Origin of the sequence: Kitasatospora sp. NPDC127067 (assembly GCF_042724755.1) — a bacterium.
Lineage (GTDB): Bacteria > Actinomycetota > Actinomycetes > Streptomycetales > Streptomycetaceae > Kitasatospora > Kitasatospora lactacystinica.
Genome location: NZ_JBHXEM010000097.1, coordinates 1 through 15760, shown reverse-complemented (window position 1 = coordinate 15760; position 15760 = coordinate 1). Strand labels below are relative to the sequence as shown.

General features: G+C 75.7%; 8 protein-coding genes and 1 pseudogene. 7 read left to right on the top strand and 2 right to left on the bottom strand.

Annotated elements, in window-relative coordinates; translation table 11 throughout:
- Nucleotides 1-51 precede the first annotated feature (51 nt).
- The 5 genes from ACFWJ4_RS30095 (at nt 52) to cobA (ending at nt 8923) form a co-directional block, all read left to right on the top strand.
- On the top strand, nt 52-879 hold the full coding sequence (locus tag ACFWJ4_RS30095) for a MetQ/NlpA family ABC transporter substrate-binding protein (RefSeq protein WP_359905991.1): 828 nt from the start codon (nt 52-54) through the stop codon (nt 877-879).
- Nucleotides 880-1077: 198 nt separating this feature from the next.
- Nucleotides 1078-1743 (top strand): GNAT family N-acetyltransferase, encoded by a 666-nt coding sequence (locus tag ACFWJ4_RS30090; protein WP_359905994.1) that lies wholly within the window; start codon nt 1078-1080, stop codon nt 1741-1743.
- Between the two features lie 136 nt (nt 1744-1879).
- Nucleotides 1880-3136: a precorrin-6y C5,15-methyltransferase (decarboxylating) subunit CbiE gene (gene cbiE / locus ACFWJ4_RS30085; RefSeq protein WP_380549349.1), complete on the top strand. Its 1257-nt coding sequence runs from the start codon at nt 1880-1882 to the stop codon at nt 3134-3136.
- A gap of 483 nt (nt 3137-3619) precedes the next feature.
- A complete protein-coding gene (gene cobT, locus ACFWJ4_RS30080; protein ID WP_380549346.1) occupies nt 3620-7573 on the top strand; it encodes a nicotinate-nucleotide--dimethylbenzimidazole phosphoribosyltransferase in 3954 nt (1317 codons plus the stop codon).
- Nucleotides 7574-7675: 102 nt separating this feature from the next.
- Nucleotides 7676-8923 carry a uroporphyrinogen-III C-methyltransferase gene (gene cobA / locus ACFWJ4_RS30075; RefSeq protein WP_359906002.1) on the top strand — a complete coding sequence of 416 codons (1248 nt, stop codon included), beginning with the start codon at nt 7676-7678 and terminating at the stop codon, nt 8921-8923.
- Between the two features lie 121 nt (nt 8924-9044).
- Here cobA and ACFWJ4_RS30070 read toward each other — a convergent pair whose 3' ends face one another.
- A complete protein-coding gene (locus ACFWJ4_RS30070; protein WP_380549343.1) occupies nt 9045-11786 on the bottom strand; it encodes a SpoIIE family protein phosphatase in 2742 nt (913 codons plus the stop codon).
- Between the two features lie 89 nt (nt 11787-11875).
- Here ACFWJ4_RS30070 and ACFWJ4_RS30065 point away from each other — a divergent pair, with 89 nt between their 5' ends.
- The gene (locus tag ACFWJ4_RS30065) at nt 11876-12688 is read left to right on the top strand and encodes a TrmH family RNA methyltransferase (protein WP_380549340.1); all 813 of its coding nucleotides are present in this window, start codon (nt 11876-11878) and stop codon (nt 12686-12688) included.
- 912 nt (nt 12689-13600) lie between these two features.
- Here the strand turns inward: ACFWJ4_RS30065 and ACFWJ4_RS30060 are convergent.
- Nucleotides 13601-14884: pseudogene (locus tag ACFWJ4_RS30060) on the bottom strand (serine/threonine-protein kinase); the annotation flags it as partial.
- 406 nt (nt 14885-15290) lie between these two features.
- On the opposite strand from ACFWJ4_RS30060, the gene ACFWJ4_RS30055 reads away from it, so the two are divergent.
- Nucleotides 15291-15488 (top strand): hypothetical protein, encoded by a 198-nt coding sequence (locus tag ACFWJ4_RS30055; protein WP_359915397.1) that lies wholly within the window; start codon nt 15291-15293, stop codon nt 15486-15488.
- Nucleotides 15489-15760: the final 272 nt, after the last annotated feature.

Below are 15760 nucleotides of genomic sequence, written 5' to 3'. Positions count from 1 at the left end.
CCCGTCCGACCCCGGGCGCGGCTCCCCGTTCCACGCAGAAAGGCACTTTTCGTGCGCAACGTTCTGAAGTTCACCAGCATCCTCGCCACCGCCGGCGTCGCCCTCTCGCTCGCCGCCTGCGGCAGCTCCGGGTCCTCCTCCTCGTCGGACGCGAACGCGCCGCTCAAGGTCGTGGCCAGCCCCACCCCGCACGGTCAGATCCTGAAGTTCGTCAAGGACAACCTCGCGGAGAAGGCGGGCCTCAAGCTCGACATCAAGGAGGTCACCGACTACGTGACCCCCAACACGGCGGTGCAGGACGGTTCGGCCGACGCCAACTACTTCCAGCACGTCCCGTACCTGGAGGACTTCAACAAGAAGCGCGGCACCGACATCGTGTCGGTCGAGCCCGTGCACCTGGAGCCGCTGGGCGTCTACTCCAAGAAGGTCAAGGCGATCGCCGACCTGCCGGACGGCGCCACCATCGGTCTGCCGAACGACGCCACCAACGAGGGCCGCGCGCTCAAGCTGCTCGCCGACAACAAGCTGATCACCCTCAAGGACGGCGTCACCACCGCCGCCACCCCGGCGGACGTGACCGGCAACCCGAAGAACTTCAAGTGGAAGGAGCTGGAGGCCGCCCAGCTGCCCCGCTCCGTCGCCGACCTCGACGCCGCCGTCATCAACGGCAACTACGCGATCGACTCCGGCCTGAAGCCGGCCACCGACGCCCTGGTGCTGGAGAAGGCCGAGGGCAACCCGTACGCCAACATCCTGGCCGTCAAGAAGGGCAAGGAGAACGACCCGCGGGTCAAGAAGCTGGCCGAGCTGCTGCACTCCGACGAGGTCAAGAAGTACATCAACGACACCTTCCAGGGTTCGGTCATCCCGGCCTTCTGAGCCGCGGTCCGCTCGACACCCTGATCCCGACCGGGCCCCCGCCGCACCTCGGCGGGGGCCCGGTCGGGCAGTATGCGGCAGGGACACTCCGGCCGACCGCGTTCTGACGTACCGTCGTGCGGGCAGCGCACCGCGTGGCACCCGGGGCACGACGGAGGCGTACGGTGTTGTGTTCACGACCCGGCGAGGAGAGACGGCATGGCAGCGAGCTTCCCCGAGACCGCCATCAGCACCGAACGGCTGCTGCTTCGGCCCCTGGCGGAGGACGACGCCCCCGGGCTGGCCACCATGATGGCCGACGACCTCGTCCTCGCTTGGACGGACCTGCCGCACCCCTTCACCGAGGAGTACGCGGCCGAGCTCGCCCGCACCCTCGCCCCCGCCCACCGGGCCGCCGGGCGCGGCATCGTCTTCGCCGTCACCGAGAACCTGACCCAGCGCCTGGTCGGCCTGGTCGAGCTGCGCAACACCGACTGGCGGCTGCGCAGCACCGAGATCTCCTACGTCACCGCCGTCTGGGCGCGCGGCGAGGGCTACGCCCCGGAGGCCGTCCTCGGCGTCGCTCAGTGGCTGTTCGAGGACCGCGGCTTCCTGCGCCTGGAGCTGCGCACCGCCGCCGGGAACACCGCCGCCCAGCAGGTCGCCCAGAAGATCGGCGGCATCAGCGAGGGCGTGCTGCGCAGCGCCTGGATAGTCCGGGGAGAGTCCGGCGAGGCGGTGCCGGAGGCATCTCCCGGCGGCCGGACCGGGGGAGAGAGCCGCAGCGACCTCATCCTGTGGAGCCTGCTCCCGGAGGACCTGGAGTCGCCCGAGCCGCTCCGCGGGGGCTGGCACGGCGACCAGCGCTACGTGCTCCGCGACTGAGCCCCGAAGCCCCTGACCCGGCGTGGACATGTGTGCGAGATGTCGGGGTCCGGGGTACCGCACCCGGTAGCCTCTGGACCGGCACCGCACGACGGCGGATCGCGTGGCGCACCGAGGCGAGGGAGAACGGCCGCAGATGGCTGACCGGATCACGGTCATCGGGTGGGACGGCACACCGCTGACCGAGGCCGCCGGCGCGGCCCTGGCCGCGGCGACCCTGGTGGCGGGAGCCCCCTACCAACTGAACGCCCTCCCGGTGCCGGAGGCCGCCGAGCGGATCATTCTCGGCAACGTCCGGCAGGCCGCCCGCCGGATCGCCGAGCACCGCGGCGCCGCCGTCGTGGTCGCCGAGGGCGACCCGGGCTTCTTCGGGGTGGTGCGCACCCTGCGCCGCCCCGAGTACGGCCTCGAACTGGAGGTGCTGCCCGCGGTCTCCTCGGTGGCCGCCGCCTTCGCCCGGGCCGGCATGCCCTGGGAGGACGCCCAGGTGGTCAGCGTCCACGGCGGACGGCTGCGCCGTGCGGCCAACATCTGCCGGGCCCACCCCAAGGTCGCGGTGCTCACCGCGCCCGGCGCCGGGCCCGCCGAACTCGCCCTGATGCTGCGCGGGGTGCACCGGACCTTCGTGGTCTGCGAGGCCCTCGGCACCCCGGACGAGGACGTCACCGTCCTCACCTCCGACCGGATCGCCGACCACGTGTGGCGCGACCCCAACGTGGTGCTGGTGATCGGCGGCGGCGCCCAGTCCTCCGCCGTGGACGAGGCGGCCGGCTGGCTCGCGGGGCGCCCGGTCGGCTACCCCGGCGCGGAACGCGGCTGGGCGCTCCCCGGTGACGCCTATGCGGGCGCCGGGCGCACGGAGGGTGAGCCGGGCGCACCGGAGGCGCTCCCCGCCCATGTGCGCGCCCTGGTACTGGCCCGTCTGGGCGCACGCCCTGGGGACCTGGTCTGGTCGGTCGGCGCCGGCAGCGGCGCCCTCGCGGTGGAGGCGGCCCGGTTCGGCGCCGCCGTCGTCGCGGTCGAGGATTCCCGCTCGGCCTGCGCCCGGCTGACCGTCAACGCCCGCCGCTACGGCGTCGAGGTGGAGACGGTGTACGGGAGCGGCCCCGAGGTGCTGGGCGGCCTGCCGGAGCCGGACGCGGCGGTGGTGGAGTCCGGCGGACTCGACGTGGTGCGCGCCGTCCTGGCCCGCCGGCCCGAACGGTTCGTCGCGCTGCCCCGGACCCTCGCCGAGGCGCAGGAGGTCCACCGGGCGATCGCCGGGGCCGGTTACCGGGCGGACGGCGCGCTGCTCCAGGCGACCCCGTTGCGGCCGGTGGGGGAGGGCGACGGTCTGGCACTGGGGACCGGCGGGACCGGCGTGCTGGTGCTCTGGGGTGAGCAGATCGTGTGAAGGCCGTGGGCGCGTGCCGGGGCCGTCCGCTGGCGTCGACGGTGATCCAGGTCGCATCCGGACACCGATTCGAGAGGTGACCGCGCCGTGCCGGTAGTGTGACGTCCTGGACGGCCGTATCGGTCGGCGACCCACCCGATTCGGTCGGTTTGTCACCTTTTTGACGCGGTGCAATCCGATTCCGCTCGGAGTGTGGGCAATTCGACGGGCCGCGTGCCGGACCTGGAGAATGCCGTAGGGTCCGGTGCGGTCGTGCCGGTTGCTCCGGGTTGTCGTTGTTTCAGACGATGTGCCGCCCCGTACGGGCGGCGCGCCGGGCCGGGGTGCCGCAGTGCGCCGGATGGACTTGGGCCGCAGCGCCACGGCGCGGCGGCCGCGTGTGGTTAGGGGCGGGCCGGTGCTGGTGCGGCCCGTGCGGATGGGCGCTGCGATCGGTGATCGTGTCGCCGAGGGCGCGGCAGCGGCCTGGAAGGAGCTTTGACAATGACCGATGGCGGCCACGTCCCGGGCGAGGGACTGCCGGAGCACCTGCACGTCGGGCATGACCCGCTCGGCGGACCGGAGGGCGTCGCGGGCGTTGCACCCCTCCAGGGCGTCGCGACGGACGGCGGTGCGATCCCGAACCCGGCTCCGGTCGGCGGCGTCCCCGGTGCGATGCCCCCGGGTGCGGGCGTCATCCCGCCGCAGGGCCAGCACGGCTACGGCGTTCCCGGTGTGCCCCAGCCCGGCCACCCCGGCGACGGCTGGGCCGTCGACCAGGGCGCCCCGCGCCCGGCCTTCCACTTCCTCGACCAGCCCGACACGCCGGACGGCCTGGACGACGATGACGACGTGCTGCTGATGCCCGGCCCGCAGGGCTCCTGGGGCGAGCCGGCCGTGCCGGCCGAGCAGATGCCGCTCGCGCCGCAGCAGGACGGCACGCCGGTCGAGCCGTCCTGGCCGCCGGTGGACCCGCCGGGGGGGGGGGGGGTGCGCGGGGGTGCGGCGGCGCCCGGCCCGTCGCAGCCGCAGCAGCCGATGACGCAGGCTCAGCAGCCGCGCCGGCCGCTGCACGCCGGCCCGCCGATCCCGGACCCGTCGCTGATGACCGGCCAGGTGCCGGTCCGCTCGCTGGCCGACCGCGGTCCCTCGCAGGGCGGCACGCCCGCGCACGGCATCCCGGTGGTCGGCCGCCCGCCGATGGCCGAGGCCGTCGCCCCGGCGCACGCCGCCGCCCCGCAGGCCGTCCCGACGGCGCCGGTCGCCCCGGCGGCTGCCGGGGTTCCGGTCGTGGACGGGCAGCAGCTGCCGCAGGCGCAGGACTTCCAGCAGGTCCAGCACGCCCAGCAGGTGCCGCTGGCCGGGCCGCCGGTCGAGGTCGTGCTGGCCGTGGAGACGGTCGGGGCGATCGAGGTGATCGAGGTCGTCGAGACGCCGGAGGCCGTCCACGCCGACCCGGTCCAGCCCGCGCAGGACGTGACGGCCCAGGCCACCCAGGCCACCCAGGCCACCGCGCCCGCCGTGGAGGCCGTCGCCGTGGCGGCGCAGGCCGCCCCGGCGGAGTCCGCCCAGCCGGTGGCCGGGACGGCCGACGCGCCCGTCGCTGCCGAGCCCGTCGCCGAGGCCGTCGCTGTCGAGGCTGTCGCAGCCGAGGGTGCTGCCGCCGACGGCGCCGCCGTGCCCGTCGAGCAGACCGAGGCCGCGGCCCCGGCCGGCCAGCCGCGCCGGATCTCCGCCTTCCTGGCCGCTCCCACCCCGCACGGCCTGCCCAAGGTCGAGAAGGCCGGGCAGGCCCAGGTCGTCGAGGAGACGGCTCCGCAGCAGCCCGCGCCCATAGCGGCCGCCGACGCGCCGCAGCCCGCGGCCGAGGCCGTCGAAGCCGTCGAAGCCGTCGAGGCCGTTGATTCCGCGCAGCCCGCCGAGGCCGACGCGGGCGCCGAGTCCGGCCCGGTCGCCGTGGTGGCCGAGGCCGCCGAGCAGGCCCACCCGGCGGAGACCGCGCCGGAGGCCGTCGCCGAGCCGGTCGCGGAGACCGCCGCGGGCACCGGTGAGATGCCCTCCGGCCAGGCCGTCGTCGAGCCCGCCGCGGAGGCCGAGCAGCCGCAGCAGCAGGCCGAGGTCCAGGCCGAGGCACCCGCCGGGCAGGCCGTGGAGCAGGCCGCCGAGCAGGCCGTGGAGGCGCCCGCGGAGGCCGAGGCCGCCGAAGCCGTCGAGCCGGCCCCCGAGTCGCCCGCCGAGGTTCCGGCCGAGGCCGCTCCCGAGGCTCCGGCGGCGCAGCCCGCCGAAGCCGTCGAGCAGCCCGTGGCCGAGGCCGTCGAGGCCGTCGAGCCGGCCGGAGAGGCCGAGGAGGCCGCCCCCGCCGAGGGCGCCGCCGAGCAGCCCGTCGCCGCCGTCGCGGAGGCCGAGGCCCCCGCGGAGCCGGCCGCCGAGCCGGCGCAGGTCCCGGCCGAGGCCGAAGCCGCCGCCGTCGCGGAGACCGCCGCCGCTCCGGAGGCGGAGCCCGCCCAGGAGCAGGCCGGCGAGGCGACCGCCGAAGCCGTCGAGCAGCCGCAGACCGAGCAGCCCGCCGCCGAGGCCGCCGAGGTCACCGAGGCCGGGGAAGCTCCTGAGGCCCCTGAGGCCCCTGAGGGCACTGAGGGCACCGCAGCCGAGGAGGCGCAGGAGCAGCCCGAGCAGCAGCCCGAGGAGCCCGCCGAGCCGCGCGGCCCGGCCGCCCCCGGCTACGACGAGGCCGGCCGCGAGGCCGTCCACCAGGTGATCCGCGAGCGTCGCGACGTGCGCAACGGCTTCCGCCCGGACCCGATCCCGCACGAGGTGCTGATCCGCGTCCTGGAGGCCGCCCACACCGCGCCCAGCGTCGGCTACTCGCAGCCCTGGGACTTCGTGGTGATCCGCTCGGCGAAGACCCGCAAGCGGATGCACGCCCTGGCCGAGCGCCAGCGCGAGGCGTACGCGGACTCGCTGCCCAAGGGCCGGGCCAAGCAGTTCAAGGAAATCAAGATCGAGGCCATCCTCGACACCCCGGTCAACATCGTGGTGACCTCCGACCGCACCCGCGGCGGCCGGCACACCCTGGGCCGGCACACCCAGCCGCAGATGGCCCCGTACTCGGCCGCCCTGGCCGTCGAGAACCTCTGGCTGGCCGCCCGCGCCGAGGGCCTGGGCGTCGGCTGGGTGAGCTTCTTCGACGACGAGCAGCTGGTCCGCGAACTCGGCCTGCCCGAGCACCTGGAGGTCGTCGCCTACCTGTGCGTCGGCTTCGTCGACGAGTTCCCGGACGAGCCCGAGCTGGAGCAGCAGGGCTGGGCCAAGAAGCGCCCGCTGTCCTGGGTCGTCCACGAGGAGCAGTACGGCAACCGCGCGCTGCCCGGCGAGGAGCCGCAGAGCCTGCTCGCCGAGACCCTGCGCGGCATCCGGCCGCTGGACGCCAAGGCGCTCGGCGAGGCCTGGGACCGTCAGAAGCGGATGACCAAGCCGGCCGGCTCGCTCGGCATGCTGGAGATCATCTCGGCCCAGCTGTGCGGGCTGTCCCGCAAGTGCCCGCCGCCGATCCCGGAGCCCGCCTGCGTGGCGATCTTCGCCGGCGACCACGGTGTGCACGCCCAGGGCGTCAGCCCCTGGCCGCAGGAGGTGACCGCCCAGATGGTCGCCAACTTCCTGGCCGGGGGAGCGGTGATCAACTCCTTCGCCAAGCAGATCGGCACCGAGGTCTGCGTGGTCGACGTCGGCGTCGCCGCCGAGCTGCCGGACGCCGTCCAGCAGGGCCGCGCCACCGGCCTGCTGCCGCGCAAGGTCCGCCCCGGCACCGCCGACATGACCCAGGGCCCGGCGATGACCCGCGAGGAGGCCCTCAAGGCCATCGAGGTCGGCATCGAGACCGCCCGCGACCTGGTCGCGGCGGGCAACAAGGCACTGGTCACCGGTGACATGGGGATCGCCAACACCACCGCCTCGGCCGCCCTGATCTCGGTGTTCACCGGCCTCGACCCGGCCGAGGTCACCGGCCGCGGCACCGGCATCGACGACGAGACCCACGCCCGCAAGATCGAGGTCATCCGCGCCGCGCTGGCCCTGCACCAGCCCGACCCGAGCGACCCGGTCGGCGTCCTCGCCGCCGTCGGCGGCCTGGAGCACGCCGCCCTGGCCGGCTTCCTGCTGGGCGCCGCCTCGCTGCGCACCCCGGTGGTCCTGGACGGCGTCATCGCCGGCTCGGCCGCGCTGGCCGCCAAGGCCATCGCCCCCGAGGTGCTGGCCGCCTGCATCGCCGGCCACCGCTCCGCCGAGCCCGGCCACCAGGCCGCGCTGGCGAAGCTCGGCCTGCGCCCGCTGATCGACCTGGACCTGCGGCTCGGCGAGGGCACCGGTGCCCTGCTGGCCCTGCCGCTGGTGCAGAGCGCGGCCCGGGCGATGCACGATGTAGCCACCTTCGACTCCGCCGGGGTCACCGAGAAGGCCTGACGCACCCCGTCACCGCTCCGCGATCCGGCCCGAGGGCGCGCCGGACCGCGGAGCGGTGCCGTACCTTCCCCACACCCTCACCCCCGATCAGGAGCACCGCCGATGAGCGCGCCCACCCCGCACCCGAGCACCGAGGGCCGTACCCCCTACCCGGTGGGCCTGCTGCTGGCCGGCCGCCGCGTCGTCGTGGTCGGCGGCGGCCAGGTCGCCCAGCGGCGGCTGCCGGCCCTGATCGCCTCCGGTGCCGACCTGCACCTGATATCGCCGGCCACCACCCCGGCCGTCCAGGCGATGGCCGACGCCGGCGAGCTCACCTGGCACGCCCGCCCGTACCGGGACGGCGACCTGGCCGGCACCTGGTACGCCCTGGTCGCCACCGACGACCCGGCCGTCAACGCGGCGGTCAGCGCCGAGGCCGAGCGCGAGCGGGTGTTCTGCTCCCGCAGCGACGACGCCGCCGCGGCCACCGCCTGGACCCCGGCCAGCGGCCGCGACGCGGGCGCCACCGTCGCCGTCCTCACCGGCGACCCGCGCCACTCCGCCGCCCTGCGCGACGCCATCGTCGACGGCCTGCGGGACGGCTCGCTGGCCGCCCGCCAGTACCGCGCGCACGGCGCCGGCGTGGCCCTGGTCGGCGGCGGCCCCGGCGACCCGGACCTGATCACCGTGCGCGGCCGCCGGCTGCTCGCCGACGCCGACGTGGTGGTCACCGACCGCCTCGCCCCGCGCGAGCTGCTCGCCGAACTGCCCGAGCACGTCGAGGTGATCGACGCCTCCAAGATCCCGTACGGCCGGTTCATGGCCCAGGAGGCGATCAACCGCACCCTGGTCGAGCACGCCAAGGCCGGCAAGTTCGTGGTCCGGCTCAAGGGCGGCGACCCGTACGTCTTCGGCCGCGGCGGCGAGGAGCTGCTGGCCTGCGCGGAGGCCGGGCTGCCGGTCACCGTGGTGCCCGGGATCTCCAGCTCGATCAGCGTCCCCGCGGCGGCCGGTGTCCCGGTCACCCATCGCGGCATGACCCACGAGTTCACCGTGATCTCCGGCCACGTCGGCCCGGACGACGAGCGCTCGCTCACCAACTGGGAGGCCGCCGCGAGGATGAGCGGCACCCTGGTGCTGCTGATGGCCGTGGACAAGATCGGCGCGATCGCCGCCCGGCTGGTCGAGTACGGCCGGCCGGCGGACACCCCGGTCGCCGTCGTCCAGGAGGGCACCACCGCCGCCCAGCGCCGGGTGGACGCCACCCTCGGCACCGTCGCCGCGGTGGTCGAGGCCGAGGGCGTCAAGCCCCCGGCGGTCATCGTCATCGGCGACGTCGTCAACGTGCTGGCCGCGGCCTTCCAGCCGTAGGCCGGCGCGGACCCGCCGGGGCGAACGCGCCGCAGCGGCCGCCGGAGCGGCCGTTCCGCGGCCAACGCGCCGGAGTGGGAAGTCGGCCGGTCCGACCTCCCGTTCCGCGGCCGTTCCGCGGCTACTCCAGCGGCTGCTCCGTCCAGATGACCTTCCCGGTCGCCGTGTAGCGCGTCCCCCAGCGGTCCGCGAACTGCGCGACCAGGAACAGCCCGCGCCCGCCCTCGTCCTCGGTCGCCGCGTACCGCAGGTGCGGCGAGGTGCTGCTGCCGTCCGACACCTCGCAGATCAGCGAACGGTCCCGCAGCAGCCGCACCCGGATCGGCCCGGAGCCGTACCGGATCGCGTTGGTCACCAGCTCGCTCAGGATCAGCTCGGTGACGAACGCGGCCTCCTCCAGCCCCCACGCCGTCAGCCGCTCCGCCACCGCGGCCCGGACCTCGCGCACCGCCGCCGGGTCGGAGGGCACCTCCCACTGCGCCACGTGCTCCGGGGCCAGCACCCTGGTCCGGGCCACCAGCAGGGCGATGTCGTCCTGCGGGTGCGCCGGCAGCATCGCCCCGAGCACGTCCGCGCAGGTCTGCTCGGGCGTGCGCGGCGGCCCGGACAGCGCCGCCCGCAGCAGCTCCAGCCCCTCGTCGATGTCCCGCTCCCGGTCCTCCACCAGCCCGTCCGTGTACAGCACCAGCCGACTGCCCTCGGCGAGTTCCAGCTCGGCGGTCTCGAACGGCAGCACCGCCAGCCCCAGCGGCGGCCCGGTCGGCAGCTCCGGGAACACCACCCGGCCCTGCGGATCCACCACGGCCGGCGGCGGATGACCGGCGGTGGCCAGCGTGCAGCGCCGCGACACCGGGTCGTAGATCGCGTACAGACAGGTCGCCCCGGCCAGCTCCGCGCGCCCGCCGCCCGCCGCCTCGTCCTGGTCGATCCGGTTCACCAGCTCGTCCAGGTGCCCCAGCAGCTCGTCCGGCGGCAGGTCCAGGGTCGAGAAGTTGTGGATCGCCGTGCGCAGCCGGCCCATCGTCGCCGCCGCGTGCAGTCCGTGCCCCACCACGTCCCCGACCACCAGCGCCACCCGCGCACCCGGCAGCGGGATCACGTCGAACCAGTCCCCGCCCACCCCGGCCTGCGCCGGCAGGTAGCGGTGCGCCACGTCCAGCGCCGTCTGCTCCGGCAGGTTGCGCGGCAGCAGGCTGTGCTGGAGCGTCACCGCCATGGTGTGCTCCCGGGTGTAGCGGCGGGCGTTGTCGATGCACACCGCCGCGTGCGCGACCAGCTCCTCCGCGAGCGCCAGGTCGTCCGCCTCGAACGGCTCGGCCCGCTGCGCCCGCCAGAACCGGGCCACCCCCAGCAGCACCCCGCGCGCCCGCAGCGGCACCCGCACCAGCGAGTGCACCCCGTACGCCAGCACCTGCGCCGACCGCTCCGGGTCCTGGTCCCGCCACTCGTCCACCTCCGCCAGGTGCGGTTCGATGCCCGGCTCACCACTGTGCAGCGCCCCGGCCAGCGGGGTCTCGGGCACCACGTCCAGCACCGTGCCGACCGGGTAGAACGGCGCGTCGTCCCGTACTCCCGCCACCGCGGCGCGGCGCATCCGCCCCAGCGACGGGCCCGGCGGCGGCTCCTCGCCGGTCAGCACCTGGTCCGCCAGGTCCACCGTGACGAAGTCCGCGAACCGCGGCACCGTGACCTGCGCCAGCTCCTCCGCCGTCCGTGTCACGTCCAGCGTGCTGCCCACCGTCACCCCGGCGTCGTACAGCAGCCGCAGCCGCCGCTGCGCGCGCTCGGCCCGGCCGGACAGCGCCGCCAGTTCGGTGGAGTCGCGCAGCGTGGCGACGCATCCGGGCAGGCCGCCCGGCCGGTCGATCAGCCGGACGTTCACCGCCAGCAGCCGCTCCCCGGCCAGCACCACCTCGTCGGTCACCTGGCGCTCGGCGGTCAGCAGCTCCAGCGGCGCCTGCTCCAGGCCCAGCCCGGTCACCGGGCGGCCCTCGGCGTCCGGCGGCAGGTCCAGCAGCCGGCGCGCCTCGTCGTTGCAGAGCAGCAGCCGCCCGTCCCCGCCGATGATCATCACGCCCTCGCGCACCGCGTGCAGCACCGCCGCGTGGTGCTCGTACATCCTGGTCATCTCGACCGGGCCCAGCCCGTGCGTCTGGCGCCGCAGCCGCCGGCTGATCAGCGCCGTCCCCAGCGTGGCGAGCCCCACCGCGGCCGCCGCAGCGCCCAGCACCACCGGCAGCTGCCGCTGGCTGGCGCTGCTGATGTTCTTCAGCGTGACGCCCGCCGAGACCGCCCCGACCACCGAGCCGTCCGGCGCGTACACCGGGACCACCGCCTGCACCAGGCGGCCGAGCGTGCCCGAGACCTGCTGCGTCACCACCTGCCCGTGCAGGGCGGGCTCGTAGACGCCGACGAACTTCTGGCCGATCCGGGCCGGGTTCGGGTGGGTGTAGCGGATGCCCTGGTCGTTCAGCACGACGATGAAGTCCACGCCCGAGGCGACCCGTGCGGCTTCCGCGCTCGGCTGCAGGAGGGCCGTCGGATCGGGGGAGCGCAGCGCGGCGACGATGCCCGGGGAGTTGGCGAAGGTCTGCGCCACCGCCACCGAACGGTTGCGGGCCTCGTGCGTGGCGTCGTTGCGCGACTGCACCACCAGTGCCACCGCGGCCGCCACCACGAGCAGCAGCACGACCAGCACCTGGAGTGCGAAGACCTGCCCCGCCACCGACCGGTGCCAGACCGGCCACCGCCGCTTCGCGTGCGGCAGCTGTGGCCGACCGTGTGGGCGCCCACCGGGGGAGCCGGCGGAGCCAGTGGCGCCAGAGGCCGACGGAGCCCAGGATCGGCCCGGATTTCGGGCCATACGGTCATATTTGCACTACGGCCAGCCGGGGACCACCCCGCTCCCTCCGCCGTTTGGCCTTCCCCGCCCGGGCTTGGCAAGATCGCAGGGTGTCCGAACCCCGCACCATCACCGACCCGGCCGACCCCCGCCTCGCCGACTACACCGGCCTGACCGATGTCGAACTGCGCCGCCGCCGCGAACCCGCCGAGGGCCTCTTCATCGCCGAGGGGGAGAAGGTCATCCGCCGCGCCCTGGCCGCCGGCTACCGGATGCGGTCGATGCTGCTCACCCCCAAGTGGCTGGAGGTGATGGGCGACGTCATCGCCGAGGCCGACGCCCCCGTCCACGTGGTCGAGCCCGCGCTCGCCGAAGCCGTCACCGGCTACCACGTGCACCGCGGCGCCCTCGCCTCGATGGAGCGCAAGCCCCTCCCCGACGCCGCCGAGGTGCTCGCCGGGGCCCGCCGGGTCGCCGTGCTGGAGGGCCTCGTCGACCACACCAACCTCGGCGCCATCTTCCGCAGCGCCGCCGCCCTCGGCATGGACGCCGTCCTGCTCTCGCCCGACTGCGCCGACCCGCTCTACCGGCGCGCGGTCAAGGTCTCCATGGGCGCCGTCTTCGCGGTCCCGTACGCGCGCCTGGACCCCTGGCCCGCCGCCCTCGACACCGTCCGCGAGGCCGGCTTCACCCTGCTCGCCCTCACCCCCGCCGAGGCCGCGGTCGACCTCCACACCCTCACCCCGCACGGCCTCCCCAAGGCCGCCCTGATGCTCGGCGCCGAGGGCGACGGCCTCACCCCCCGCGCCATCGCCGCCGCCCACCACCCCGTCCGCATCCCGATGGCCCACGGCATCGACTCCCTCAACGTCGGCGCCGCCGCAGCCGTGGCCTTCTACGCCGTCACCACCCCCACCCCCTGACCGCCCGACTCCCCACGCACGCCCGGTTCACCGGAGCCCCCACCGACCCCCCCGGCCGCAGCAGTGTCCTCCGGCGGGCGCCCTGCCCGACTTCTCGCCTGCCGCTCGGCCCGTTCCCGCACGAGAAGTCGGCAGGCTCGACTTCCAGTGCGTGCTGCTCGGCCTGCTGCCCGGACGGTCGCAGTGGCCTCGCCGCTGCATCAGAAGTCGGCCCGCCCGACTTCTCGCGCCGGCCGTCGTGGTGCGGACGTGGCCCGGGTGGCTTCAGCCGGTGGGGGAGGTGGGTGGGGCCGGGGCGGCGGCGGGGGGCGGGGTGGTGGCGCCGGGCCAGGATTCGTCGAGGGTGCCGTCGGGGCGGACGGTGTAGCGGGTGGAGGCGACGGCGCCGGTGACGGCCGAGCGTTCCTCGCGGACGACCGTGCTGCCGTCCAGTCGCCAGGTGGCCGCCGCCTGCGGGTCCGCCACCGAGGTGCGGGAGGTGGTGGCGACCGGGGTGTCCCCGGTGAAGGTGTAGAGCTGGACGAGGTCGACCTGGGTCGAACCCTCCGCCCGCCGCAGGACGACCACCGCGGCCGGCAGGCCCTTGTACCGGGCCGGCAGCACCGCGCTGAGCGTGATCTGCGGCCCGGCCCCGACCGAGTGCCCGTTCTGCAGGGCGACGGCCGGCCCGCCGGCCCCGTCGGGGTAGCTGCGGTTGGGCCAGTCCACCGGTGGCACGGGCGCCTGCGGGGCTGTCAGCCCGCTGTCCGCGCCACTGCGCGCCGCCGCCGGGAGCGGCGCGGTCGAGGCCTGTGGCGCGGTCGAGGACTGCGGCACGACGTCCGCCGAGGTCCCCGGCACCGCCTGTTCGCCGCCGGAGCCCGTATTCACCACCACCGCGCTCGGTGGCCGCACGCTCCGGTTGTCCCGGTTCTCGCAGCCCTGCGCCGCCGCGATGGCCAGCGCCACCCCGATGGTCACGGTGACGAAGACCACCAGCCGCTGCCGGAGCAGCCGCTGCCGGGCGGTGCCGGGCCGCCCGCCGGGGGCGGGGGTGTGCTGGCGGTCCCGGGGGCGTACCCGGTCGTGGGGGCCGGGGCGGCCCGGGGGCGGGGTCTGCGGACGGTCCGGACGCGCCCGCAGCGGGCGGGTCACCGGCGTGGCCTCGGGCCGCGGCGCGGGCGCGGCCGGTCCCTGGGGTCGCCGTCCGGCGGCCCCGGCCGCCTGCGCGCCGGGGCGGCCCGCCGCAGCCCGGGCCCGTGCCGCGGCGGGCGGCTCGGGCGGGCGTCCGGGGGCCGGCACGCTCTGCCGGCCGTTCTCCTGCTGGGCCGGAGCGGGTGCGGGGGCGGCCCGTCCGGGTCGTGTGCCGCGGGCGCCGCCGGCGTTCCCGGCGGCCGCACCGCGCGCCGCCAGTTCGCTGAGCCGCTCGTGCAGCGCGGCGGCTCCGGGGCGTTCGGCGGGTTCCTTGGCGAGGCAGGCCCGGATCAGCGGCGCCAGTTGCGGCGGTACGGCGGAGAGGTCGGGCTCCTCGTGGACGACCCGGTACAGCATCACTTCGGAGGACGCCCCGGAGCCGAACGGGGTGTCCCCCGTGAGTGCGTACGCGAGGGTGGCCCCGAAGGCGAAGACGTCGGTGGCGGGCGTGACGGCGACCCCGCGCACCTGCTCGGGCGCGAGGAAGCCGGGGGAGCCGACCGCGGTGCCGACGTGGGTGAGCGTGCTGGCGCCGCGCGACCACGCGATGCCGAAGTCGATGATCCGCGGGCCTCGGGGAGAGAGCAGGATGTTGGACGGCTTGAGGTCCCGGTGGACCACTCCCGCCTCGTGCACCTTGACCAGTCCGTCGGCGAGCGCGGCCCCGATCCGGGCGGCCTCGGGCCAGTTGAGCGGTCCTTCGTCGCCGACCCGCTTGTAGAGCGAGGGCCCCGGCACGTACGCGGTGGCCAGCCAGGGCCGTTCGGTCTCGATGTCCGAGCCGACCACGCGCGCGGTGCAGCCGCCCCGGATCCGGGAGGCGGCGGCGATCTCGCGGGCGAAGCGGGTGCGGAACTCCTGGTCCTCGGCGAGCTCGGCGCGGATCAGCTTGAGGGCGACGCGCTGCCCGCGGCGGTCGGAGCCGAGGTAGACCACGCCCATGCCGCCGGCGCCCAGTCGCCGGTGCAGGCGGTACGGCCCGACGATGCGGGGGTCCTCACGCCTCAGCCGCATCATCGCCATGTTTCGTTCCCCGTCAGCCTGTGGGTGAGGCCCCGTCGGTTGGGCCATCGTCAGTTCCTGTCTGGCACAGCTTACGGACTGCCCGCTGCGGTGTGCTGATACGCAACACCTGAAGCCGCCGTGCGATTGTCGGATCTTGCGTTGACCTGCAGGTCACAAGGACGTCGAAGGGCTTCTCGGGGTTGCCCCTCAGGGTTCCCTCGGGGGTCGGATGAGCCTTCCGTCCCCCTGCGGTAGTAGGCCCCGAGTCGGATCGTCATCCTCCCGGACGTCCGAGGAACAGTACGACGGCATGACGCCCGGAGGACCCTCCGGCCAATAGCGTTGTGTCCAGCGGTGGACGGGGAGCTCGTCCCCCGAGGTAAGCCGTCCACCGCGCCAACTCGACCGGATCAGGAGCAAGGACATGGCACCGCAGATCACGGGAACCCCCCGCCGTCGGCCGGCCTCCGTCCAGTCCCGGTCCACCGAGCAGCCCACGCGGCACCCCGCCGTGGCGCTGGCCATGGCCCTGCCGTGCGCCGTGCTCCTGGTGCTGCTGTTCGGCGGGTGGGAGCAGATGGCGAACCAGGCCCAGGCCGTCGCCGATCTGATCACCCGCTGAGCGGGGAAAGAAGGACACCGGCCCCGAGGCCGGTCGAAGACGGGCACCGAACCCCTGGGGACGGGGAGCGGTGCCGCCGGGGAGGCCGCGGCCGCGATGACACGCGGACGGGCGAGAGCGGTGCGCAGAGCGCCCCGGCAGGCGGAGACGCGGCGGGCGGGGGGCGGGGTGGGGGGGCGGACGCGGGGCGTGAGTTTTACCCCCCCCGGTACCCCCCGCCCCGTCGCCCGCCCCCCCCGGGGTGCGGGCCCCCCCCCGAGTGCCAGCCCCCC

Excerpts from the sequence above, each read along its gene's own strand:
- ACFWJ4_RS30090 (WP_359905994.1), top strand. The coding sequence starts at position 1,078 with ATGGCAGCGAGCTTCCCCGAGACCGCCATCAGCACCGAACGGCTGCTG.
- cbiE (WP_380549349.1), top strand. The coding sequence starts at position 1,880 with ATGGCTGACCGGATCACGGTCATCGGGTGGGACGGCACACCGCTGACC.
- cobT (WP_380549346.1), top strand. The coding sequence starts at position 3,620 with ATGACCGATGGCGGCCACGTCCCGGGCGAGGGACTGCCGGAGCACCTG.
- cobA (WP_359906002.1), top strand. The coding sequence starts at position 7,676 with ATGAGCGCGCCCACCCCGCACCCGAGCACCGAGGGCCGTACCCCCTAC.
- ACFWJ4_RS30070 (WP_380549343.1), bottom strand. The coding sequence starts at position 11,786 with ATGGCCCGAAATCCGGGCCGATCCTGGGCTCCGTCGGCCTCTGGCGCC.
- ACFWJ4_RS30055 (WP_359915397.1), top strand. The coding sequence starts at position 15,291 with ATGGCACCGCAGATCACGGGAACCCCCCGCCGTCGGCCGGCCTCCGTC.